This window comes from Candidatus Izemoplasmatales bacterium, from assembly GCA_041649275.1.
Classification (GTDB): Bacteria; Bacillota_I; Bacilli_A; order Izemoplasmatales; family Hujiaoplasmataceae; genus UBA12489.
Map to the genome: position 1 here is coordinate 93309 of JBAZNL010000003.1, position 25208 is coordinate 118516.

The following is a 25208-nucleotide window of genomic DNA, read 5'->3' on the forward strand; positions in this document are numbered from 1 at the left end:
CGATGATGAACGTGAATCCGACCCGGATGGAGCTCACGCGGCTGAAGAGGCTGCTTTCGACCGCCCGGAGGGGACACAAGCTCCTCAAGGACAAGCAGGACGAGATGATCCGTCGGTTCATGGACATGATCCGAAGGAACCGCGCCCTCCGCATCGAGGCCGAGGAGGCGCTCGCGCTCCTCTCCCGCGGGTTCGACGAAGCGAAGATCAAGATGAGCCGGCAGGGCGTCCTCGAGGCGCTGATGGTGCCGGCGCAGGCCGCGCTCGTCGAAGTCGGCGAGAAGAACGTGATGAACGTCCGGATCCCCGTCGTCCACGCCGTCGACCAGGGTCCCGTCGATCTCACCTACGGCTTCGCCTTCACCCCCGCCCTGCTCGACAAGACGGTCCTCGACCTCGCGGCGCTCGCGCCGAAGCTCGTCGAGCTCGCCGGCCTCGAGAAGGCCTGCGACATGCTCTCGGACGAGATCGAGAAGACGCGCCGACGCGTCAACGCGATCGAGTTCATCATGATTCCGGATTACGTGGAGACGATCCACTACATCCAGATGAAGCTCGACGACTACGAGCGCTCGAACATCGTGCGGATCATGAAGTCGAAGGAGATCATCCTGAACAAGGCCCAGAACAAGACCCAGTATCAATGAAAAATCGCTTTTCCGGACACCCGGAAAAGCGATTTTTTTACGATGGTTCGTTGTCCATTCATCCTTCGATGGAGGAAGCTGCAAGGCGAACACGTCTTGTTTGATGATCCATGGGAAGTCATACAATCTATCGAAGTCAATTTCAAAGCATGAAACGAAGATGTCTCAAAATATAAAACAAAAATGTCTCAAAATACAAAACGAAAGCGTCACAATATATAAAACAAAATGGTCATATTTTATAAAACGAAGTGGACGTGGGAATCCTCGCGTGTTATAATCTTGAATGAAGGTGATCAGGATGAGATATCGGAAAAGGGTGATGGACGCTCAGCTGGAATTCATGCTGTCGTCGTCGGGGGCGGTCCTGATCGAAGGACCGAAATGGTGCGGCAAGTCGACGACGGCAAGAATGCGGGCCGCAAGCGTCATCGAGATGGATGAACCGGGTAACATGGAGAATCTGGCGAACCTGGCCCGCGTCGCTCCGGCGTTGATCCTCGAAGGAGCGACGCCCAGACTGATCGACGAATGGCAAGCCGCACCCGTCCTTTGGGATGCGGTACGTCACGAGGTCGACCGACGTGGGGTCATGGCACAGTTCATCCTGACCGGATCCTCGACGCCGATGGACAAGAGCGCCATTTTTCATAGCGGGACGGGGCGGATCACGAAACTGAAGATGCGGACCATGAGTCTGTATGAATCGGAGGATTCCGACGGCTTCGTGTCGCTTACCGCGATGTTCGGCGGCGAGGCCCCGAAATCGCATGTCGTACCCATGAATATTCACCGACTCGCATACCTCATCTGTCGCGGTGGCTGGCCGATGTCGCTCGATCTGGAACCCCGTGCCTCGCTCCAGCAGGCGAAGAATTATCTCAAGGCCGTCGTCGAATCGGACATGTCGGCAGCCGACGGCGTGCGAAAAGATCCCGTCAAGACGTATTCGCTGATTCGATCCCTCGCTCGCAACGTATCGACGCGAACACCGCTTTCGACGCTGCTCGACGATCTTCAGGCCGGTGACGGTTCGATGTCGGCTCCGACAGCGACCAGTTATCTGAACGCGCTCAAAGCAATCCATCTTCTTGACGACCTCGATGCATGGAACCCGAATCTCCGCAGCAAGGCGGCCATTCGGACGAGTCCGACGCGTCATTTCGTCGATCCTTCGATCGCCGTCGCCGCCCTCGGCATCGCGCCCGAGGAACTCGTCCGCGACCTGAAAACGATGGGGTTGGTCTTCGAATCGTTGGCGATTCGCGACCTGCGTGTCTACGCCGACGCGATCGGCGGGCAGGTTTTCCACTATCGGGATTCGAGTGATCTGGAATGCGATGCGATCGTCCGTCTCGACAATGGGTCCTGGGGCGCATTCGAAATCAAACTTTCGGAGCATTTCGTCGAGGACGGGGCGAGGACGTTGCGCTCGCTCGCGGAACGGGTCGACACGGAACGCATGGGTAACCCATCCTTCCTTGCCGTGTTGACCGGGGACGCATACAGTTATGTAAGGGATGACGGCATCTTCGTCGTCGGCATCGGTTCGCTGAAACCATAAGGATCGATAAAAAATCCATGCGGCGTCCTTTCATCGGACGGGCATGGATTTTTTCAACTGCCGGCGCTCTCGTAGCGCGAGAGGCCCCGGTTCCAGAGGGCGAGGCCGGCGAGGATGAAGAGGATCGCGGTCACTGCCGCCTGCAGAAGCATCCCGCCCGGCGTCTTCCATAGGATCCAGTCGAGGCCGCCGGAAAGGACGCCGGCGTCTGCCATCTTCGAGAGCAGGAAGACCGAGGGGAAGTACGAGGTGAAGCCGAACGGAAGCAGGTAGACGAGGACGAAGCGGATTCCCTTCGGATAGATCTCGATCGGGTTCTTCGTGAAGATCGCGACCTCGTAGGCGGCCGACTGGACGGCCTGCGAGTCCATCGTCCAGAAGGCGACGGAAGCGGTCAAAAGCTTGATCCCGGTGTAAGTTGCGGCGCCGGCGGCGACGAAGCCGATCAGGAGGACGACGTCGACGAAGGAGAGGACGACCCCGAGCTTCGGGAGCGCGTAGCCGAGGAGCAGGAAGCCGACGATCAGCTCGCCGAGCGCCTCGAGCTGGAAGCGCTCGATGATCAGGTGGCGGAGGACCGACATCGGCCGGACGAGGTACTTGTCGAAGAGGCCCTGGCGGATGTAGAAGCCGACGAGCCAGAGGTTGTCGGTGAGGAGGTGGTCGAAGCCGCGCGGGATCTGGAACATGGCGTAGATCACGAGCAGCTCGTAGTAGGTCCAGGAGGCGATCCCGGTCGCCTTCACGAGGACGTCGAGGAAGATGATCCCGGCGGCCTGCTGGACGGCGAAGGAGAGGATCCCGATGGCGAAGTCGGCGCGGTACGCGAGCATCATCTTGAGATGCTGCGCGACGAACTTGAAGTACAGGCGGATTCTACGCTTCATGTCAGCCACCCTGCACGACGACGCGGCGGACCGCGCCCTTCCAGGCGAGCGTCGTCGCCAGAAACATCACGAGCACCCAGATTCCCTGCACGGCGAGGGTCCATAGCGCCGCCGGGAGGTCGCCGTTGTACTGGCCGAGGAAGAAGGTGACGGGGACGTAGCGCGTCTGCGCGAACGGCATGAAGTCGGAGATCCCGCGGAGCCACGCGGGGAAGAGGGAGATGGGGATCAGGCTGCCGGCGAGCAGGCGCTCGACGGCGCCCTTGAGCTGCCACATCCCGAACGAGTTCAGGGTGAAGAAGATGAGCATTCCGAAGAGGAAGCTCGTGAGGAAGTAGATGACCCCGCCCATCAGGATCGAGACGATCCCGAGCAGGATCGAGGGCACATCGGCGACGAAGGGGAGGTCGACGAAGCCACTCGTGACGATCATCCCGATGGCGAACGCGGAGGAAAAGATGATCGCCGAGACGGCCGCGTAGCCGAGCGACTGGGCGAAGAGCTGGGCGCGGTAGTCGATCGGCTTGATCAGCCTTAGGGCGATGTTTCCGCCGTGGATGTCGTCGTCGATGAAGTTCTCGGCGGCGAGGGCGGTGAGCGAGCCGACGATCTTCTCGAGGAAGACGTAGAGGATCATCATCGTGAAGCCGAAGCCGCCGATCATGACGGTCTCGAAGGCGGTCCCCTCGGCGGCGGCGCGGGCCTCGTAGACGCCCTTCCAGAGGAAGTAGGCGATGACGATGTAGAGGAATTCGAAGAGCAGCCAGAAGACGAAGCGGAAGCGGTACTGGACGGCCCCGAGCATCACGCTCCGCGTGAACGGAAGATACCTCCGGAGGAGGGAGCCGAAACGCCTTCTCATGCGACCACTTCGCCCTTCTCGTAGATGTTGGCGACGAGCGTCTCGATCGGCGGTTCGGAGACCGACATGTCGAGGACCTTGTATCTTTGCATCACGAAGCCGGTGATCTCGGAGACGTTCAGGAGGTGCTTGTTGAAGCGGATCTTGAGGGTCTTGAAGTCGGCCTCGGCGGAGAGGTTCTCGGCGGAAAGGCCGAACGGCGCGAGGTCGGGGAGCTCGACCGCCTCGGCGCATTCGAATTTGACCGTCTTCATATAGCCGTAGATGTCCTTGATCTCGTCGAGCGAACCCTCGTACATGATCTTGCCCTTGTCGATCATGATGATCCGGCTGCAGAGTTCCTCGATGTCGTCGAGGTCGTGCGTCGTCAGGATGACCGTGGTATGGAAGGTCCTGTTCATGTGTCGGATGGCGTCGCGCATCTTCTGCTTGGCGACGACGTCGAGGCCGATCGTCGGTTCGTCGAGGAAGAGGATCTTGGGGTGGTGGAGGAGCGCGGCGGCGATGTCGGCGCGCATCCGCTGTCCGAGCGAGAGCGTGCGGACCGGCGACTTGATGAAGGCGTTGATCTCGAGGATGTCGTTGAAGAACGCCATCCGCTCCTTGAAGTCGGCGTCGGAGACGTTGTAGATCTCCTTCAGGATCGTGAAGCTTTCGTTGAGCGGGAGGTCCCACCAGAGCTGGGTGCGCTGACCGAAGACGACGCCGATGTTGAAGGCGTTCCTGATCCGTTCCTTGTAGGGGACGACGCCGTCGACGACGACCGACCCGGAGGTCGGCGTGAGGATCCCGGCGAGCATCTTGATGGTCGTCGACTTGCCGGCGCCGTTCGGGCCGATGTAGCCGACGATCTCGCCTTCCCTGATCGTGAAGGAGACGCCGTCGACGGCCTTCGTGATCACTTTCTTCGCATTGAAAAAGGATTTGATCGAACCGATCAGACTCGGCTTGCGTTCGTATTTGACGAAATCCTTGTGAAGTTCCCTGACTTCGATCATGATGTCACCTTTCCTTTCGATGCCTTGCCGATATCATTTTATCATCAATCGCGACATTTCTATGATCCATGTCGATTCTGAACACAAATATCGTATGCGATGACCGCGGGGCGATCGTTTCATCGTATTTTAGAGATGATCGAATGACAATGTATAGTGCGATTAGTATAATTCATATATGCTATTGACATTCATCGATGCCAGAGCATATAATACGTTTAGTGTGTTGTGTTTACTGTATGTATAATGTGATACTTGCTATCTAGAACGCAAATCCATCATTATCGACAAGAAGAAGATTCAGCGGACAAGAGACCAATGCGATTCGTGGTATTGTCCGTTTTTATTTTTTACTATATAGATTTTTTGCGATGGAAGATAATTAGAAGCGGAGGTAACAATAATGAAAAAGATGTTCAACAGAACCATCAGCAACGAATATTATCTCTTGATGTCTGCGATTCAAAAACGAATTGCGAAAATCGTGGGGATTCTGCTCGTGATCTTTACCATCGGAAGCGTCTGCGTACCTCCTCAACGTGTCTACGGATATGTCTATGATTTCACCGATCAAATCCAGGATGTGTCTGGCGAAGAGGAAGAAAAAGTCGTATACAAGACAACCGAGGATGGAGACTTTGATGCTTCGGCGGTTGACATCAATGCAGAAGTCGTTGGTCTTCGCACGCCGAACACGAAGACTTTCATCAAGAAGGATGGTACTTATGTCGTCGCTATCTATGATGAGGTCATTCATTATCAGAGCGATGGAATTTATAAAGATATCGACAACACGCTCGTGTATGATGCTGAAGACGATTCATTCGCAAACACTGCCAACGAGATAGGAGTAAAATTCCCAAACAAACTTGATTCGAATAAACCGATCAAGCTCTCATTTGCCGACTATGATATCGAGTGGAGACTTACCGGAGTAAACCGAGCTACGTCGGTCACTGCATCTGAGTCGGGGTCGTCTGATGATGTTAAACAACTCACGAAAATATCGAGAAGCGCTCTTTATGAAAATGTCTTTCTTGGTGTTGATGTCCAATATATCATTGGTGGCGACTCCGTTAAGGAGAACATCATTATTGATCACTATATTCAGAATTTTTCGATGTCATTCACCTATTCGACCGGAAGACTATCGTTGGTCAAAACGAATGAGTCAAATTATGTTTTGGTTAATTCGGATGACACCGAAGTACTTCGTTTCGATCCATTGGTGATGTATGATAGTGCATCTAGTTCATCTGACAAGATTGCGTTGGTTGTCGAAGAAGTCAAGAAGGGTGAATATACCATCACGATCGTTCCGGACGATGAGTGGATGAAGTCGGCGACTTATCCCATCACGATCGATCCAACCATCAGTAGCGCCGTTCAATCAATGACGATTTATGATACATATGTATCTGAAGCCGATCCGACAGAAAATTTTTCATCAAGCGACTATATTTGGATTTCGGGTACGACATCGAGCGCTGAGTATAGGGGGTTGTTATATTTTATTCTCCCAACGACAGTCATGGATAAAGTGATAACATACTCGTATCTGACTTTATCGTCAGATGCAAGCAACTTTTCAGCCGGGCGAGTCATTGGTTTGTATGCCAACAACACAACGTTCACTTCATCGACGGTCAGATGGGACAACAAACCCAGCTATTCGACGAGTATGACAGATTTTCATGTCACAGATTCCCGTAGCACTAAGTTCATTTTCGACATCACATCGGCAGTGGTCGCGTGGCAGGCGACGGGCTCGACGATCACGAAAGGATTCACAATCAAGGATAAATACGATTATGGCGCGAATAACCGAGTGTACTCACTTGGTTACGATGATGTCGCCGGATTGAAGCCTGTTGTTGAAATTGGATATATTGATCCGGCGGGGTTGAAAGACTTCTGGACCTATAGTTCGCAAGATGTCGGAGTCGCTGGGATCGGCTATGTTTCAGACAGAACCGGATATTTGTCTTTTGTACGTAACGACATCTCGTTCGATACTGACAAGCAGTCATTATCCTTGTCCTTCGCATATAACGTTCTTGCAAGAACGGTCGATGTGGGATATGGCAAAGGATGGAACATCAACTACAACAACAAACTCGGGTACGATAGCACGCTTGCCTTATATTACCTGACCGACTTCACGGGTAACAAAGTCTATTACCACTATCAATCATACTGTGATGAACGAATCAACCCGACTCTGCCTGAAGTGGATGTATGTTATCTAGCAGAAGACGGTTCGGGAAGCGTTCTGGTTCGTCAGTACGCATATGGATATTTTGGTAGTCAATACATATTGACGGATGACCAAGTCAAGTATGCATTTGGCACAGACTATTACCTTGATTCGATTGTGGACACTGTGAAAGGTATCTCGCTAACGATTGAACGAAACAGTTCGGCCCTTGACAAAGTAACGCGAATTACTGATTTATCGAACAACGAGATTGTAATCTCATATTCAATCACGACCGGGGCACTCGAGAGCGCCACCCTAAAAGTGAAACAGACGAATGGGACGCTAAGGGATCTAGAAACCGTGGTGTATACCGATAACGATTCCATTTCGGGATTCACCCCCAACGTTGTGCAATACAAAAAGAATTATCTGTCTTCCGAAAGCATGACGTTGTACGACGAAGCGAATTACGTCTACGACACCTCGTTTCGGCTGACGGAGGCATTGATTCCATCTGAACAGCGAGTCATTTATACGTTCAATGCCACGAATAAAGTCGCAACGATTTCCTCGTCGTACAATTCCAGTACATTTGGACTTGTCACCTACACATATTCTTTGAAAGTTACGACAATAACTAGCGATTCTGGGAGTGAAGAACCCGACGAATATATCATCTACAAATTCGATGATTATGGACATACAGTAAATATCATTGACAGTTTCAGTAATACGCAATTTTTCCACTACATAAATCTATTCAGCGATATCACAGCTTATAATGGCATATACACGCAATCGGATGGTACGCCGAATTACCAAAACAATCATAAACTCGTCTCGAAATCCGCTCCTCAAATCACGAGTTACAATCCGATCATAAACTCCGGTTTTGAATACAACACAGTATCAACTGGCTGCGATTGGGAACTTGTGATTGATGCACTTGGAGGAACTTCACTTGAAGCTGAATATGTGCGCAATGAAGAGGAAGCTCTTGTAGGGGGATATGCGGGCGAAATCAATGTCGGTGATACAACCGATGATGTTCATCTTGAGCAAACTGTAACGTTGGATGCCGGCGCATATTCACTCGTCGGATTCATTAGGAATGATACAGATTCCGATGTTGACATCTATGCATCTGTTATTTGGCAATCTATCGAAGAAGAAAGCGATCTTGTCATTAGTGATGGAGAATGGACCAAAGTTACAATCACGTTTTATGTTACTGTCGACGACACTCCAGTAACCATTTCAATGTTCAATCACGGATTTGGAAGTGCCTATTTTGATAATTTCCAGATTGTGGACGGATTTATCGATACGCGAGCCAACATGCTGGACAATCCATCGTTCGAAGTTGGTGACACCAACGGTGACTTTGCAGGATGGCAAACAAATTATGTACAGGTTGATCGCGTGCCGATTAGCTCATTTACCGATGGAATCTACGAGGATATTCTCGGTGATTATGGCGCAATCATAGACGGTAGCGCTACAGAAGCGAGATGGGCAGCTGCTGTCTTGCAACAAGAAGCAGATACGACCTACATCCACCAACGCGGAGAATTGATTGTCGGTGGTTGGGCATATTCGAACGGGACCCCGACTACTCTCTCGTCAGGTGCATATCTAGATCAAAACTACCGCTATTTCCGCATTCGCGTCGATTTCATGTCCGATGATGGAGTATATGGACCAGATACAGCAGGAGAATTGCTTGTTGATCGATCATATGTGAATTTTGATCCATCCGTTATTGGGTGGCAATATACATATGCAACCATTCCGGTTCCCAAAGAGAATTTTTTGTACGTTAATCTTTTTATTGAGTATCAAGGAGAAGGCCAAGTTTACTTCGATGGTGCACAAATATTCCTTGAAAATGATGCAACAAACTACGAATACAATAGCCAAGGTCAAATTGAACGAATCATAACATCGACCGGCGACGTCACAAAATATACTTATGATGAAACGCTACATTTTCGAAAGAACCCGGAAACGATCATTTTGCCGGATGGAACGACTGTAGAAGTTACCTCTGATAACGATAACATCGTGGATCAAGTACAATACAACAACGTTGCTTCTACACCCACATACAACAGCCTTGGACAAGTAACATCAATGCGAGTGGGAGATGAGGACGATTACTTCACGACATCGACGGCATTTGTCCATCTTTCTCAATACGTCGGATCGACGACCGATGAGTTTGGTGAAACGACAGAGTATACAAATGATTATTTAACAGGGCTACTTATAGCGATCGAAAATTCAAAAGGACAGGACACGCACTACATATACAATAACGACGGTACGCTAAGCGAAGTGCGTTCTGTTGGCGAGTATACCGATCCAGAATCGTCAACCGATGCCAAGGTTGAGTATATTTACGATACATCAGATCGTTTATCCTATATCATCCTGGATACCAACTTTTCTTATCACATCACTTACGACGCACAAGGGCGTATGGAGAATGTATACGTTAATACCCAGCCTTTGATGACATATACCTATGAAATGGAAGGATCCTATTATACTGGGTTGATGTCCACCCAAACGTACGGAAATGGCGACGTCATCAAATTCGTGTATAACGATCTCGACCAGATCGAATTGATTCAGTTTGCCAACTCGACAACACCATCCAACTTCGTTACTCGATTCGGTTACGAGTACGACCAGTTCGGTCGGATTGCAATCTATTCAACGTATAAAAATGGTGTTATTGTCGGCAGTGAGTACTATACATACAATTCGTCCAATCAACTCGTCCATGTCACCGACGAATCTAGTAATGTGACTGAATATACATATGACGATCAAGGGAATCTCACTTCCCTTCGTTTTGGTATCGACGATACAGAGAGCACGACGAATTATTACTATGACGAGTGTTTCCTGTATGATGAACTGGATGTCTGCACTCAGATTTCGTCTCTATATGATTATACCGAATATGACACGATATCCGGAAACGACGTCAAAAAGGATTACCATTACGAAATTGAGGGATTATATCGTCTCAGTTACATCTCGCTGTTGATTGACAGCGTTGAGATTCAACAGAAGTTCTCATTCTCCAGAAACACGACTCGGATATCCAAAATCGAGTACGACATCATTGGTGTAACCGGGACTGAATATACATATTCATACATATATGACGAACTCGGAAACATCGTCCAGGTTTCCTACAGCGAAGGAACGACGCTGAAAACAACGAACTATTATCAGTACGACGATCTCAATCAACTAGTTGTGGAAGACTACTATATCGTCGGCACAGGTACGTATTCAACAGTGTATAATTACGATGACAGGGGCAACCGGACCTCGGTTTACCAGTATTCTACGACCTCAAATCTTGCATACAGAACCACTGCGCCGACGGTCCCTGGATCCACCTTGGTGAATAGTGGATCCCGTACAGTGATTCCATACTACAATACCAGTTATGTTTATACGACCGTCAAGTCCGCCGAAATCGGAGCCGGTGCTCCGACGTTAAATTTCCGATACCGAGACGCTGCGACCGGCGTCTATTATTATGCGGAAACGGATCCGCAATCGACCAACTTCGACACGCTTCGCAAAGGATTTTACACGGCATCGTATACGGCGTATTCGTCAACCTACGGAATCGACGTCACCTTCAACATCCGCTTCAATGTCGGCCATTTGGCGACGGGGACGATAGCCGCATCCGCATCATCGACCTATCAATATTCAACCGGGTGGTTGGATCAGCTCGCGAGTTATGTTACAATGGTTGGCGGGAATTCAGTATCACATGTCATGTCCTATGACAATCAAGGGAGTCCGACCCAGATCACCAACTTCAAGTACAACACGACCACATACAACTATGCATCCCTCGTGTGGGACGGAAGACAGCTCGCTTCCCTCGTTCTCGTCGGTTCCTATGGGCCGGTATACAAAATTGACTTCGAGTACAACGATCAAGGATACCGGACAGCAAAAATCAAATCCGCTTGGATCAATTATGCCTGGTCGCAAACGGAACGGATCGATTATGAACTGATTGACGACAAAGTAATCTACGAGAGCAACGGGACGTACGGCTTGCTGTTCTCGTACGACTACGACGGCAAGATCATTAGTTTCAACGGCGATTTGAATGTCAACGATACCACACCTGGTCAGGAATACTTCTATCTTCGAAATCAACAGGGCGATATCACGACGATCGTCGATGAGGACGGACTAGCAATCGTCAAATATCGGTACGATGCCTATGGTAATACAACGGTTGTATCCGATTTGTCGGAAGGGATTGTGTCATTCTATAACCCATATACGTATCGAGGATATCGTTTTGACTCCGAAATCGGCATGTATTACCTCAACAGCCGCTACTACAATCCCCAAATCGGGAGATTCATTAATGCTGACGGGATTACCGGAGGTCTTCGAGGCGTTTCATCTACAAATTCATTTGCTTATTGCGGAAATAACCCCATCTCGAGAATAGATCCGAACGGAAATGAATGGTGGAATCCTTTCAGTTGGAGCGAAGAAACACAACTCAAAGTAATGTCAGGATGCATAATTGCGCTTGGCGTAATTGCTGCATGCATTCCTGGTGGACAGATGGTTGGCGCAATCTTGATTGGTGCAGGTGCTGGGTCTCTCGTAGGCGGGGAAATTGCAAAATCCAACGGCGGGGATTATCGTGCTGGGTGGCTTGGCGGGCTTATTGCAGGTGCAATAATCGGTGCCGGAATGCCAATTGCAGCTCAACTCTTCACCGTGGCTGCGACAACAACATATAGCGCTTTTGGTGCATGGGTGAATGCATTTGCGTTCTCTGCTCTTATTGGAGGTACTGGTGGTTTTATTGGATCATTGGTTAAGCAAGGAGTAAATGGTACTAAGGATATTGATATGGCTGTGGTGGAAGGGCTTATTTCTGCGGGGTTGACATGTGTGTTTGCACCATTTTCCCTGGTTGGTGTAGCAATGATTACTGATGGTTATGTTGTTAGCAGTGTGATTTATGGATTGTTAGTGGAGTTAGTTAATGACGTATCTAGTTATATTTCTTCCACTATTCATGGCGGTTCAGACAAGGAGGAAGCAGATTACTGTGAGGAATAAGTCAGGGATTTTCGAGCGAGAGAACACATATTGTAGAGCGAAATATAGTCGTAGGTCTCTTGTTAGTGGCGGGATTCTCTTAATGATTCTTTTGATAGTCGCGAACGTCATTGCATTTTCTGTCCCATTATTGTTAGCGACTATATGCCTTATCATATACCTGCCAGCATTTGTGCTTGGGAATTTTTCCAAAAACATTTTCTCCACTATCACATTCAATGCGAAAGGAATAGAGTGGTATTACAAAGGACGTTTATATGAAACATTTCTGTGGTCTGACTTTCGAGAAGTACATCAAGGTTACTTCTTGCTATGTCCGACATTTGATTTGACCTTGTCAAATGAGCTCAGTCAGAAACACAACACACGTATATTTGGATTTGAATCGGATCGTAATATATTGAATGTAATGCTTCGGTTATGCACCAACGAAACTATTGTAAGAAGTCTGAAATGCTTTAGTGTTCGCTATTAGTGCAAGACGAACAAATGAATGGTATGGATTGGATTGGTGTAAATGGTACGATGGAATCGTCTGAAACCGACATTTTTCACCGCCGTTTTCCGACTATTCCATCGCACATATACACCTATTATCAACACCTGATTTGAATACAACACAGTATTGGAAAGGTATGGTTTTTACTCAGCGGGCAGCTCATGACATCATAAGGCTAGTAATTCGGGAGATGAGAAGCCATGCCAAGCAACAACTCGAAATACTCAGAAGAAGTGCGAGGTCGCTCGATTCGCATTTTTTTCTTGACAGTACCTGTGTCTCTGCTGTATCTTTTCGTGCATAACAAACCCCGGCTCGGCAATAATGTTGCGCATTCATCAAATGCGTATTCATTTTCCGATGACGATGTGATATGATGGGAAACAGCGGAGGATAATCGACATGGACAAACTGAGAGGAAACCTGCTTTACGGCCAGTCCGGAGGACCCACGAGCGTCATCAACGCGTCGGCCTACGGCGTCATCAAGGAAGCGCTCCAGAACAAGGATTTCATCGGCGAGATCTACTGCATGCGCCACGGCATCCAGGGCATCCTCAAGGACGACCTGATCAAGGTGTCCGACCTGTCGTTCGAGGACGTCGAGTTGCTCGTCAACACCCCGGGCGCGGCCTTCGGCACGATCCGTTACAAGATGAAGGAATGGGAAGAGGACGAGCGCGAGTACAAGAAGATCCTCGACATCCTGAAGAAATACAACATCCGGTATTTCCTTTACAACGGCGGGAACGATTCGATGGAGACCTGCCGCGAAGTCGACGAATACCTGAAGAAGGTCGGCTACGACTGCCGCGTCGTCGGGATCCCGAAGACGATCGACAACGACCTCCCGATCACCGACCACTGCCCCGGCTACGGCTCGGCGGCCAAATACATCGCCAACGCCTGCATGGAGATCGCCTGCGACTCCTCCGGCTATCCCAAGGGCAAGGTCACGATCGCCGAGATCATGGGCCGCCACACCGGCTGGCTCACCGCCGCCTCGTACGTGGCGAGCGCCTCGAGCTTCGGTCCCGACCTGATCTACGTCCCCGAAGTCCCGTTCTCGATCGACAAGTTCAAGGAAGACATCAAGAAGGTCATGACCCGCAAGGAGCACTGCCTCGTCGCCGTCTCCGAAGGCATCAACGACGGTCAGGGCAACTTCATCGCCGCCGCCTCCGGCACGAAGGACCCGTTCGGCCACACCCAGCTCGGCGGCGTCTGCCACAAGCTCGCCGCGATCGTCACCGAGGAGCTCGGCTACTCGACCCGTCCGTGCGAACTGTCCCTGCTCCAGCGCGCCGCCGTCCACCTGCAGTCGAAGACGGACGTCGACGAGGCGATCAACGTCGGCCGCTACGCCGTCCGCTACGCCCTCGCCGGCAAGACCTCGATCATGGTCGCGATGCGCCGCGCCAACATCGACGCCTACAAGATCGTCTACTTCACCGTCCCGCTCAAGGACGTCGCCGCCGTCGAGAAGACGCTGCCGCGGACGATGATCAACGTCGAGGGCAACGGCATCATGCCGGAATTCCTCGCCTACGTCCTGCCGCTGATCGAAGGCCACCACAAGCCGCAGTTCCGAAACGGCGTCATGCGCTTCACCACGATCATCAAACCCTGACCCATGCCATCCCGAACCGTCCCGAAAGGGGCGGTTTTTTCTCGATTCCCGAGAGCGAATCGATCGTTTGCCGTCGAATCATTATTGACATATGTCGAAAACAAAGTATAATGAAGGCGACCGATCCGCATCTAGACAAGATCATTCCGATCTGTCAAAGGAGAGCAGCGATGGCAAGACCGACGAAATCGCGGAACATCTGCGAGATGCCGCGCTTCACCCGCTTCGGCGCCTGCGGAGCATGCCATGATGACGATCGTGCGCCGATCAACATGACCCTCGACGAATACGAGACGATCCGCCTCATCGACCATGAGAGCCTGACCCAGGAGGAGTGCGCCGACCGCATGGAGATCGCCCGGACCACCGTGACCGCGATCTACGCCGAGGCGAGGCGGAAGATCGCAGAGGCGATCGTCGCAGGCCATGCGATCGAGATCGCCGGCGGGAACGTCCGCGTCTGCGACGGATCGATGCGGCAATGCGGGCAGTCCGGATGCGGCCGCCGCGACGGATGCCGTTTCCGCGGATTTTCTGATCCGTCCAAAACCTGAGGGAACCGATGATCCTCCAGATGCTCGTCGATAACGAGACCGACCACCCAGTTTGCCGCGCCGCCCACGGACTGTCGCTCTGGATTGAAATCGGGGGACGCTTCATCCTCTTCGACTTCGGACCGAAGGGCGTGCTTCGTGAAAACGCCGCCGCGCTCGGCGTCGATCTGTCGAAGGCCGACCTTGCGGTCCTGTCCCACGGTCATGCGGACCATGGGGGAGGGTTAGGGGGTTTTCTCGAGGCGAACCCGACGGTGTCGATCTACGTGCGTCCTGCGGCGTTCCTTCGCCACCTGTCGCGCCGTGATGATGGGATTCACGACATCGGCCTCGACTCCGGTCTTGCGGGTCATCCGCGCTTCGTCGAAACCGCGGACGTTCATCGGATTGATTCACAACTGCTCCTGTTCGCGACGCCGAGTCGCGTTCACCCTGAACCTGCGGGAAATGCTACGTTGATGTCCGACGGACCGTCCGGACCGTATCGGGACGCCTTCGCGCATGAGCAGAGTCTTCTGATCTCCGCAGAAGGAATGACGGTCCTCGTCGCCGGGTGCGCCCATGCCGGCATTCTCAACATCCTCGACCGCGCCGCCGGACTCGGGTTTCCCCGCATCGACCACGTCGTCGGCGGATTCCATCTCTTCAGCCACGGCACCGGCGCCGTGGAACCCGAAGCGGCGATCCGTTCGCTTGCAGAGGATTTGCGGAAGGCGCAGGCCGTCTTCCATACATGCCACTGCACCGGAACGGGACCATTCGCGGTCCTGAAGTCCGTCCTTGGCGACAACATCGATTATTTGAAGGCCGGCATGGCGATCACGCTGTGATGGCCGGATCGGAGCGGAATATGAACGAAGAATGTAACGGCGACTGCGCCTCCTGCGCGGAAGAATGCGAAGACCGGAAGGAACCCGTCAATCTCAAGGCGGAACCGAATCCGACGAGCCGCGTCAAGCGGATGATTGCGATCGTGAGCGGCAAGGGGGGCGTCGGCAAGTCCTACGTGACCTCCCTGCTCGCGGTCGCCGCGAAAAGAAGCGGCCGGAAGGTCGGAATCCTGGACGCCGACGTCACCGGTCCCTCGATCCCGCGCATGTTCGGCATCCGCGAGCGGGCGACGGACAACGAATTCGGACTCGTGCCCGTCCCGACGAAGACGGGAATCGCGACGATGTCCGTCAACCTGCTGCTCGAACGCGAGACCGACCCCGTCGTCTGGCGCGGACCGCTGATCGCGAAGATGGTCACGCAGTTCTGGACGGACGTCGCCTGGGGCGATCTCGACCTGCTGTTCGTCGACATGCCCCCAGGGACGGGGGATGTCGCCCTCACCGTCTTCCAGTCGCTTCCCGTCGACGGAATCGTGGTCGTCACCTCGCCGCAGGAGTTGGTCTCGATGATCGTCGCCAAGGCGGTCAAGATGGCCGACTTGCTGCATGTGCCGGTGCTGGCGGTCGTCGAGAACATGTCGTACTTCAAGTGCCCCGAATGCGGGGCGGAACACGCCGTCTTCGGCAGGAGCGCCGTCGAGAAGGTCGCACGCGAATACGGAGTGCGTCACGCGGTCAGACTTCCCATTGAACCGACGGTGGCTCGCCTCTGCGACGCCGGGCGCATCGAATTCGCGGATATCTCCGTGATCAAACCATTGGTCGATGTGATCGACCCCAAGGAGGAATGAAAATCATGAGAATCGCCGTCGCGCAACAAGCAGGAAACGTCTCCGAGCATTTCGGCCATTGCGAGTCGTTCATCCTTTTCGACCAGGTCGGATCCGAGTTGGTCGAGCGTGAAACCATCCCCAATCCGGCGCACCAGCCGGGGCAGCTTCAAACGCTCCTTTCGGGTCGGCACGTCGACGTCGTGATCACCGGCGGGATCGGCGCCGGCGCCGTCGAACGCTTCGAGGCCATGGGCGTCAAGATCGTGAGCGGAATCACCGGCCCGGTCCGGAAGGCGTGTCTCGACTATCTTGCAGGCGTTCTGACAAGCGCCGGATCGACGTGTGGATCGCACCGCCATCATGTCGAAGGCTGCGGACACGACTGATTTTGCCCACAGGTATTCACAAATTCCACATAGAGAAGAGGAGAATGCATGAAGAACTACGATGTCATCGTCATCGGCGGCAGCGCGGCGGGAGCGACCGCGGCGCTGACGACCAGGAAACACTACCCCGGGAAGTCGGTCCTGATGATCAAGAACGTGAAGAACGTACCGATTCCCTGCGGCATCCCCTACATCTTCGGAACCGTCGGCGACCCGCTGAAGAACCTGCTTCCGACGGATACGATGATGGCGAGCAACGGCGTCGACGTCGTCCAGGACGAAGCGACGAAGATCAACCGCGAATTCAAACTCGTCATGACCGCATCGGGCGAGGGGTACACTTACGCGAAGCTCATCGTCGCAACCGGTTCGAATCCAATCGTCCCGCCGATCGTCGGCCACGATCTGGCGAACGTCTTCCCGATCGTCAAGGACGCGGAGTATCTCAAGAACATGCTCGAAACGTGCCGCAAGGCGGATGACTTTGTCATCGTCGGCGGCGGCTTCATCGGCGTCGAGATGGCGGAAGAGCTGAAGAAGTTGCGCCCGACGGCCAACGTGACCGTGGTCGAGATGCAGGCGCACTGCCTGCAGGTGGTCTATGATCAGGATTTCTGCGCCATCGCCGAAAAGGCGCTGACCGATCAGGGTATCCTGCTCCTGACGAACGAAACGGTCGCCGCGATTCGTGGGGAAGGCAAGGCCGAGACCGTCGTCCTCGCCAGCGGCAAGTCCGTCAAGGCGGACGTCGTCGTCCTCGGCATCGGCTGCACTCCCAACGTGCGTTTGGCCGAAGAGGCCGGCTTGAAGATCGGTCCCGCCCGCGGCATCCTCGTCAACCGTCAGATGATGACCTCCGACGACGCCATCTACGCCTGCGGCGACTGCGCCGACAAGGTCTCGTTCTTCGACAAGAAGCCTTCCGGGATGCGGCTCGCGTCGATCGCGACCGCGGAAGCCCGCATCGCGGGCGCCAACCTGTTCACCGCGCGTCGTGTGAACGACGGCGTCGTCGGCGTCTTCTCGACCGCGATCGGCAAGAAGACCTTCGCGGCGGCGGGACTCACCGAACGGGAAGCGGTCCAGAAGGGTTACCGCGTCGTCGCCGCCGAATCCGAAGCGGTCAACCGCCATCCGGGTTCCCTCCCCGGCGCCGAGCCGCTCAAGGTTCGTCTGCTGTTCGAAACCGGAAGCGGATTGCTGCTGGGTGGCGAAGTGTTCGGTGCGGTGAGCGGCGGCGAATTGATTAACGTCGTCGGCGCCCTTATCGCCAAGCGGACCACCGCGGATGAGATCGTGCTTTTCCAGGCAGGAACCCATCCCTTGCTCACCGCCTCCCCGATCGCTTACCAGCTCGTGAACGCGGCCGAAAGCGCCATCGTCAAGATGAACCGATACGTCTGAACCGACGCCGATCCTTCCGTTTCACGCCGACTTATGTCGGCGTTTTTTCTTGATCGCATTTTCATTCCGCGGAGCGATTTCTCTTCCACAATGAAAGCGTTTTATGCTATCATAGAAAAGGACGAAAGTGGTGAGCAGAATGCGAATCGAACGACATCCGATCCTGGATTTTCCCAAGAAGAACGACATCCCCTTCACCTTCGACGGTTCCCCGATGACCGGCAGGGAAGGCGATACGATCGCCGCCGCACTGCATGCGGCCGGCGTCATGAAACTCTCCGAAAGCATCAAGCATCATCGACCGCGCGGATTCTACTGCGCCATCGGCAACTGTTCCTCCTGCCACATGGTCGTCGACGGCGTCGCCAACGTCAAGACCTGCGTGACCCCATTGAAGCCGGGCATGGACGTCCGGACCCAGTCCGGCAAGGGGGTCGTGCGATGATCGAGAGAGAACTCGTCGTCGTCGGCGGAGGACCCGCCGGCCTCTCGTCCGCGATCGCCGCGGCGGAATCCGGGGCGCACGTCCTCGTCATCGACCGCGCGCCGATCCTCGGCGGTCAGCTCGTGAAGCAGACCCACAAGTTCTTCGGGTCGGAACAGCAGTACGCCAAGACCCGCGGCTTCGACATCGCGAAGATCCTCATCGAGAAGGCCGCCGCGTTCGGCGATCGGATCGAGACGTGGACCGAAGCCACCGTCGTCGCCCTCTATCCCGACCGCGTCCTCACCGTGACGCGCGGCGGAAAATACCTGAAGATCCATGCCGGGGCGATCGTCGTCGCCTCCGGCGCCTCGGAGCGGTTCCTCTCCTTCGAGAACAACGACCTCCCCGGCGTCTACGGCGCCGGTGCGGTCCAGACGCTCATGAACGTCTACGGCGTCAAGCCGGCCGACCGCGTCCTGATGGTCGGATCCGGCAACATCGGCCTGATCGTCTCCTACCAGCTGATGCAGGCGGGCGTCGAGATCGCCGCGATCGTCGAAGCCTCGCCGAAGATCGGCGGGTACAAGGTCCATGCCTCCAAGGTCGCGCGCCTCGGCGTGCCGATCCTGACGTCGACCTCGATCCTGCGCGCGGAAGGCGACGGACGCGTGAAACGGGCCGTCACGGTTTCGCTCGACGGCGCCTGGAATCCGATCCCGGGGACGGAGAAGACGTATGAAGTCGACGCCGTCTGCGTCGCCGTCGGGCTCTCGCCGCTCGCGACGCTCCTCTCGATGGCGGGCGCGATGACCCACTACATTCCCGAATTCGGCGGTCATGCGCCGATCCTCACCGACGAGCACGAGTCGACGATCGATTCCGTCTTCGTCGCCGGCGACGCCGCCGGCGTCGAGGAGGCCTCCTCGGCGATGGTGGCCGGCCGGCTCGCCGGCCTCTGCGCGGCGAAGCGCCTCGGTCACTCCTCGCCCGACCATGACGCGAAGGTCGCGGACTGCCACGCGCAGCTTCAGTCGCTCCGCAACGGTCCCTTCGGCTGCAAGACCTGCGCCGGACTCGCGAAGATGAGGGAGGTGCGCGACCATGCTTGACAAGAACGGTAGCGCCGAACGTTCCCAGGTCCTTTCTCGTTTCTTCCCCGAGACGACCCTCGCGAAGCCCAAGGCGATCCTCGAGTGCTACGAGGACATCCCATGCAATCCCTGCGTCACCAGCTGCCCGACGGGCGCGATCACGATCGGTCCCGACATCAACAAGCAGCCCGTCCTCGATCCCGACAAATGCACCGGCTGCGCCATGTGCGTCTCCGCCTGCCCCGGCCTCGCGATCATGGTCGCGCAGTTGAAGGACGGCCGCGCCTGGTTCAAGATCCCCTACGAATTCCTGCCGCGTCCTCAGAAGGGCGAACTCTGGGACGCCGCCGGCCGCGACGGCGCGATCCTCGGGACCGCGCGAATCGAGGCCGTCGTCCTCTCGCCGAAGACCAGGACCCCCGTGGTCACGGTCTCGACGGAGAAGGAACTGCTCCATTTGTTCGCGACGGTGGTGAGACCATGCACGACGACCAAGTGATCCTGTGCCGCTGCGAGGACGTCACCCTCGGCGACGTCAGAAGACTATTGCGCGAAGGCTACGTCACCGTCGAGGATCTGAAGCGCCAGCTTCGGATCGGGATGGGTCCCTGCCAGGGAACCACCTGCGGATCCCTGCTCCAGCGCGAGATCGCGACGTTCCTCAAGAAGAAGCCCGAAGACGTGCCGACCGCCAGGGTCCGGCCGTTCACGACCGGCGTGACCCTGAAGGCGATCGCGGAGGCGGCCAAGGATGAAGAGTAACGCCGTCATCGTCGGTGCCGGCATCTCCGGCGTCGCCATCGCCTACAACCTCGCCCTCCGCGGCATGACCGACGTCGTCGTCGTCGAGAAGGGCTACCTCACGGCCGGGTCCACCGGCCGCTGCGGCGCCGGCGTCCGCCAGCAGTGGCAGACCCGCGCCAACTGCGTCATGGCCAGGAAGTCGATCGAATTCTTCGAGCGCGCCGCCGAAACCCTCGGTTACGAGGGCGACGTCGAGTTCAAGCAGGAAGGCTACCTGATCCTCGCCTGCACCGACGCCGAGGTCGAGCAATTTCGGAAGAACGTCGTTCTCCAGAACGAACTCGGAATCCCCGCCCGCGTCGTCTCGAGGGAAGAGGCGCTCCGGATCGTCCCGCACCTCAATCCGGAATCGTTCCTGTCGGCGACCTTCTGTCCGACCGACGGACATCTGAATCCGTTCAAGATGACCGACGCCTATTATGTGGCCGGGAAGAAACTCGGCGTCACCTACCTGTTCGGCGAAACGGTCGAACGAATCGTCGTCGAGGACGGCAAAATCCGCGCCGTCATCACCGACAAGCGCACCATCGAGACCGACACGGTCGTCGATGCCGCGGGCGGCTTCGCCCGCGAGGTCGGCACACTCGCCGGCGTCAGGATCCCGGTCCACGCGGAACGTCACGAGATCCTCGTGACCGAACCGGTCGAACGGATGCAGGGACCGATGGTGATGTCGTTCTCGCAGAACCTCTATTGCCAGCAGGTGCCGCACGGCGCCTTCCTCATGGGACGGACCACCCCGGACGAACCGGAAGGCCACGATGACACGTCGTCCTGGAAATTCCTCGACGAGATGGCGAAGACCGTCTGCCGGTTCCTTCCGAAGGTCGGCGAACTGCGGGCGATCCGCCAGTGGGCGGGGTCCTACTGCATGAGTCCCGACCGCCAGCCGATCCTCGGACCGACTGACCAGCTTGCGGGCTTTTTCCTCGCCTGCGGCTTCTCCGGCCACGGCTTCATGTTCGCGCCGATGACCGGCGTGGTCGTTGCCGAGATGATCCTCGGCCTGCCGACGACGCTTCCCGTCGATGATCTGCTCATCGACCGTTTCAAGAAAGAGACCGCGACCGCCTACGAGAAGTCGGTCGTCTGATTAGGAGGAAGAAGATGGCAACGTATCCGTACCAGACCGAACCGCTCATCGATTTCACGCAACCCGGGAACCGCAACCTCTACCAGGCCGCGCTTACACAGGTGCAGGCGAAACTCGGCACCGAGTATCCGCTCGTGATCGGCGGGAAAAGGATCAAGACCGGTCGGCTCCATGTCCAGACCAACCCCGCGGACCATACGGAGGTGATCGGCTCGATCCACCAGGCCGGCGTCCCCGAGGCGGAGATGGCGATGCAGGCCGCGCTTGCGGCGTTCGAATCGTGGAAGCGCGTCCCCGCGTCCGTCCGCGCCGACATCCTCTTCAAGGCCGCCGCGATCATGCGTCGCCGCAAGTTCGAACTGTCGGCGGTCATGACCAAGGAAGCCGGCAAGCCGTGGGTCGAGGCCGACGCCGACGTCGCCGAGGCGATCGACTTCCTCGAATACTACGGCCGTCAGATGAACCTGCTCGACCGGATCGACGACGTCGTGCTTTCGCGCAAGAACGTCGAACGGAACGAATACCGCTACATCCCGCTCGGCGTCGGCGTCGTGATCGCGCCGTGGAACTTCCCGCTCGCGATCCTGACGGGAATGACATCCGCCGCGATCGTCACCGGCAACGCCGTCGTCATGAAGCCGGCGCAGACCACCCAGGTCATCGCCGCCAAGTACTTCGAGATCATGGAAGCCGCCGGCCTGCCGGCGGGCGTCCTCAACTTCTGCCCGGGCAAGGGATCGGAGATCGGCGACTACCTCGTCAACCATCCGAAGACCCGCTTCATCTCCTTCACCGGATCGAAGGAAGTCGGAATGTCGATCTACGAGAAGGCCGCCAAGGTCCAGAAGGGCCAGATCTGGCTCAAGCGCGTGATCGCCGAGATGGGCGGGAAGGACGCGATCGCGGTCGATGCGGACTGCGACGTCGAGCTCGCCGCGGACGCGATCGTGAAATCCGCCTTCGGTTTCGCCGGCCAGAAGTGCAGCGCCTGTTCGCGCGCCATCATCCACCAGGACGTCTACGACGCTGTCCTCGACCGCGTCGTCGCCGCGACGAAGAAGCTGACCGTCGGCGATCCTTCCGATTTCGCGAACTACATGGGTCCCGTCAACAACAAGGGCGCGTTTGCCTCGATCTCGAACTACATTGAGGTCGGCAAGACCGAAGGCCGGCTCGTCGCCGGCGGCGGCTACGACGCCGCCAAGGGCTGGTTCATCGAACCGACCGTGATCGCCGACCTCGACCCGCACGCGCGGCTGATGCAGGAGGAGGTCTTCGGACCGGTCCTCGCCGTCTGCAAGGCGAAGGACTTCGAGGACCTGCTTGCGATCGCCAACAACACCGAGTTCGGACTTACGGGCGCGCTCATCTCCAACAATCGCGCGCATCTCGAACGGGCGCGCGAAGAGTTCCATGTCGGCAACCTCTACCTGAACCGCAAGTGCACCGGCGCGATCGTCGGCTACCAGCCGTTCGGCGGCTTCAACATGTCCGGCACCGACTCGAAGGCCGGCGGCCCAGACTATCTCGTCCTACACATGCAGGGCAAGTCGATCTGCGAACAGCTTTGAATCCGGCGCGTCCATCCAGGGACGCGCTTTCGCTTGGGAGGTTGCCATGACCAGAGTCTTCGAATCCTACATGATCGCCCCGTGCGGCATCGACTGCGCGACTTGCGCGGCGTTTTCGCGGAAGAAGAACCGCTGTCCCGGATGCATGCATCCGTCCGATGAAGGAAAGGGCACGCACGCGCTAAAATGTTCCATCAAGAACTGCCCGAAGCATCCCGCGGGCGGACGCTGCGACGAATGCGCCTCCTTTCCGTGCGCGACGGAACGGCGGATCGACATGCGCTACCGAACGAGCTGGCGGGAAAGCCTGATCGGGACGCTATCCTTCCTTCATGAGCACGGTCTCGAGAAGGCGCTCGAACGCGAGCGAACACGATGGGTCTGCCCGGCGTGCGGGTCCGACCTCTCGGTCCATGCCCTCCTCTGTCCCGCCTGCGGACGGGAACGACCGACGTTCGGCTCCTGATTTCCCATCCATCGACGAAGGCGCGTCCAGACGGACGCGCCTTTTCCGATCCGCATTCGGAAAATCCCATGGATGCGTCCATTGCATAACATTGATTATATATCTCAATATATAATCTAATGGTAAAACAACAAGCCGGATCGCGTCTGAAATTTCGCACGTGCGCGGGCGAATTTTTCTTGCATTCTATTGACGAGATGATATAATGATTTTGGAAGCGTTTACAACAAACGCTATCATTGTTCGAAACGGAGGAGTACCATGAACAAATTCGAATACATGGAGAAGCACGGCTACGAACAGATGGTCTACTTTTTCGACAAGACCACCGGCCTCAAAGGCATCACCTGCATTCACGACACCACCCTCGGCCCGGCCCTCGGCGGCACCCGCATCCTCAACTACGCGTCCGAAGAGGACGCCGTCATCGACTGCCTGCGCCTCGCCCGCGGCATGACCTACAAGTCCGCGGCCGCCGGTCTCAACCTCGGCGGCGGGAAGACCGTCCTCATCGGCGATCCGAACGTGGTCAAGAACGAAGCATATTTCCGTGCGCTCGGGAGATTCATCCAGAGCCTCAACGGCCGCTACATCACGGCCGAAGACGTCAATACGAATACGAAGGACATGGATTTCGTCGCGATGGAGACCGACCACGTCGTCGGCCTCGAGGGCAAGTCCGGCAATCCGTCGCCGATCACCGCGCTCGGCGCGTATCACGGCATCCGCGCCGCGATCAAGTTCGCGTTCGGCGACGACGACGTCTCCAAGCGTACGTTCGCCGTCCAGGGCGCCGGCCAGACCGGATATTACCTGATCAACTACCTCGTCGAGAACAAGGCGAAGAAGATCTACTTCTCCGAGATCAATCCGAAGCACATCGAACGCATGAAGAAGGAGCATCCCGAGGTCGAGTACGTCAAGCCCGAGAACTTCTTCGAGTGCGACGTCGACGTCCTCAGCCCGTGCGCCCTCGGCGCCGTCCTGAACGACGACACGATCCCGAAGATCAAGGCGAAGGTGATCGCCGGCACGGCGAACAACGTCCTCCTCGACGAAGACCGCCACGGCAACATGATCAAGGACAAGGGCATCCTCTACGCTCCGGACTTCGTCATCAACGCCGGCGGCGTCATCAACGTCTTCAACGAGCTCGGCACCTACAACCGCGACAAGGTCGTCCGCGACGTCGAGAAGATCTACGACCGCCTGATCGACATCTTCACGATCGCCAAGGACGAGAACATCCACACCCAGGAAGCCGCCAAGCGCTTCGCCAAGAAGCGCATGGAGACGATCGGCCGCGTCCGCTCCAACTACGTCCCGC

General features: G+C 55.8%; 20 protein-coding genes. 17 read left to right on the forward strand and 3 right to left on the reverse strand.

Going from position 1 to position 25208, the window contains the following annotated elements; translation table 11 throughout:
- Positions 1-5 precede the first annotated feature (5 nt).
- Together WC509_04030 and WC509_04035 are read left to right on the forward strand one after the other, a co-directional pair.
- Positions 6-647, forward strand: a complete 642-nt coding sequence (locus tag WC509_04030; protein ID MFA5006619.1) for a V-type ATP synthase subunit D — start codon at positions 6-8, stop codon at positions 645-647.
- Between the two features lie 322 nt (positions 648-969).
- The gene (locus WC509_04035) at positions 970-2211 is read left to right on the forward strand and encodes a DUF4143 domain-containing protein (GenBank protein ID MFA5006620.1); all 1242 of its coding nucleotides are present in this window, start codon (positions 970-972) and stop codon (positions 2209-2211) included.
- Positions 2212-2264: 53 nt separating this feature from the next.
- On the opposite strand, the gene WC509_04040 is transcribed toward WC509_04035, so the two are convergent.
- The 3 genes from WC509_04040 to WC509_04050 are packed head-to-tail and all read right to left on the reverse strand — an operon-like array spanning position 2265 to position 4958.
- A complete protein-coding gene (locus WC509_04040) occupies positions 2265-3098 on the reverse strand; it encodes an ABC-2 family transporter protein (protein ID MFA5006621.1) in 834 nt (277 codons plus the stop codon).
- Between the two features lies 1 nt (position 3099).
- A complete protein-coding gene (locus tag WC509_04045; GenBank protein MFA5006622.1) occupies positions 3100-3960 on the reverse strand; it encodes an ABC-2 family transporter protein in 861 nt (286 codons plus the stop codon).
- Positions 3957-4958, reverse strand: coding sequence for an ATP-binding cassette domain-containing protein (locus tag WC509_04050; GenBank protein MFA5006623.1), 1002 nt, complete (start codon positions 4956-4958; stop codon positions 3957-3959). Before WC509_04050 ends, WC509_04045 begins: the two co-directional genes overlap by 4 nt.
- 403 nt (positions 4959-5361) lie before the next feature.
- Between WC509_04050 and WC509_04055 the strand changes: the two genes are divergently transcribed.
- The 15 genes from WC509_04055 to WC509_04125 all read left to right on the forward strand — a co-directional run.
- The gene (locus tag WC509_04055; GenBank protein ID MFA5006624.1) at positions 5362-12291 is read left to right on the forward strand and encodes an RHS repeat-associated core domain-containing protein; all 6930 of its coding nucleotides are present in this window, start codon (positions 5362-5364) and stop codon (positions 12289-12291) included.
- Positions 12292-13192: 901 nt separating this feature from the next.
- Positions 13193-14419 carry a 6-phosphofructokinase gene (locus tag WC509_04060; GenBank protein MFA5006625.1) on the forward strand — a complete coding sequence of 409 codons (1227 nt, stop codon included), beginning with the start codon at positions 13193-13195 and terminating at the stop codon, positions 14417-14419.
- A gap of 170 nt (positions 14420-14589) precedes the next feature.
- Positions 14590-14973, forward strand: a complete 384-nt coding sequence (locus tag WC509_04065) for a DUF134 domain-containing protein (protein MFA5006626.1) — start codon at positions 14590-14592, stop codon at positions 14971-14973.
- A gap of 8 nt (positions 14974-14981) precedes the next feature.
- A complete protein-coding gene (locus tag WC509_04070) occupies positions 14982-15803 on the forward strand; it encodes an MBL fold metallo-hydrolase (protein ID MFA5006627.1) in 822 nt (273 codons plus the stop codon).
- 20 nt (positions 15804-15823) lie between these two features.
- Positions 15824-16657, forward strand: a complete 834-nt coding sequence (locus tag WC509_04075) for an Mrp/NBP35 family ATP-binding protein (GenBank protein ID MFA5006628.1) — start codon at positions 15824-15826, stop codon at positions 16655-16657.
- Positions 16658-16662: 5 nt separating this feature from the next.
- The gene (locus WC509_04080; GenBank protein ID MFA5006629.1) at positions 16663-17025 is read left to right on the forward strand and encodes a NifB/NifX family molybdenum-iron cluster-binding protein; all 363 of its coding nucleotides are present in this window, start codon (positions 16663-16665) and stop codon (positions 17023-17025) included.
- A 48-nt stretch (positions 17026-17073) separates the two neighbouring features.
- Complete coding sequence (locus WC509_04085) at positions 17074-18429, forward strand: FAD-dependent oxidoreductase (GenBank protein ID MFA5006630.1); 1356 nt, start codon at positions 17074-17076, stop codon at positions 18427-18429.
- Positions 18430-18568: 139 nt separating this feature from the next.
- The gene (locus tag WC509_04090; protein ID MFA5006631.1) at positions 18569-18874 is read left to right on the forward strand and encodes a (2Fe-2S)-binding protein; all 306 of its coding nucleotides are present in this window, start codon (positions 18569-18571) and stop codon (positions 18872-18874) included.
- Positions 18871-19965, forward strand: coding sequence for an NAD(P)/FAD-dependent oxidoreductase (locus WC509_04095; protein ID MFA5006632.1), 1095 nt, complete (start codon positions 18871-18873; stop codon positions 19963-19965). The genes WC509_04090 and WC509_04095 overlap by 4 nt, the downstream gene beginning before the upstream one ends.
- Positions 19958-20446, forward strand: coding sequence for a 4Fe-4S dicluster domain-containing protein (locus WC509_04100; GenBank protein MFA5006633.1), 489 nt, complete (start codon positions 19958-19960; stop codon positions 20444-20446). Before WC509_04095 ends, WC509_04100 begins: the two co-directional genes overlap by 8 nt.
- Positions 20428-20709, forward strand: a complete 282-nt coding sequence (locus WC509_04105; GenBank protein ID MFA5006634.1) for a (2Fe-2S)-binding protein — start codon at positions 20428-20430, stop codon at positions 20707-20709. Before WC509_04100 ends, WC509_04105 begins: the two co-directional genes overlap by 19 nt.
- Positions 20699-21844, forward strand: coding sequence for an FAD-binding oxidoreductase (locus tag WC509_04110; protein ID MFA5006635.1), 1146 nt, complete (start codon positions 20699-20701; stop codon positions 21842-21844). The genes WC509_04105 and WC509_04110 overlap by 11 nt, the downstream gene beginning before the upstream one ends.
- A gap of 14 nt (positions 21845-21858) precedes the next feature.
- Complete coding sequence (gene pruA / locus WC509_04115; protein MFA5006636.1) at positions 21859-23415, forward strand: L-glutamate gamma-semialdehyde dehydrogenase; 1557 nt, start codon at positions 21859-21861, stop codon at positions 23413-23415.
- 46 nt (positions 23416-23461) lie between these two features.
- Complete coding sequence (locus tag WC509_04120) at positions 23462-23881, forward strand: DUF3795 domain-containing protein (protein ID MFA5006637.1); 420 nt, start codon at positions 23462-23464, stop codon at positions 23879-23881.
- A gap of 261 nt (positions 23882-24142) precedes the next feature.
- Positions 24143-25208, forward strand: a 1066-nt coding sequence (locus WC509_04125; protein MFA5006638.1) for a Glu/Leu/Phe/Val dehydrogenase dimerization domain-containing protein, incomplete at its 3' end; no start/stop codon positions are given.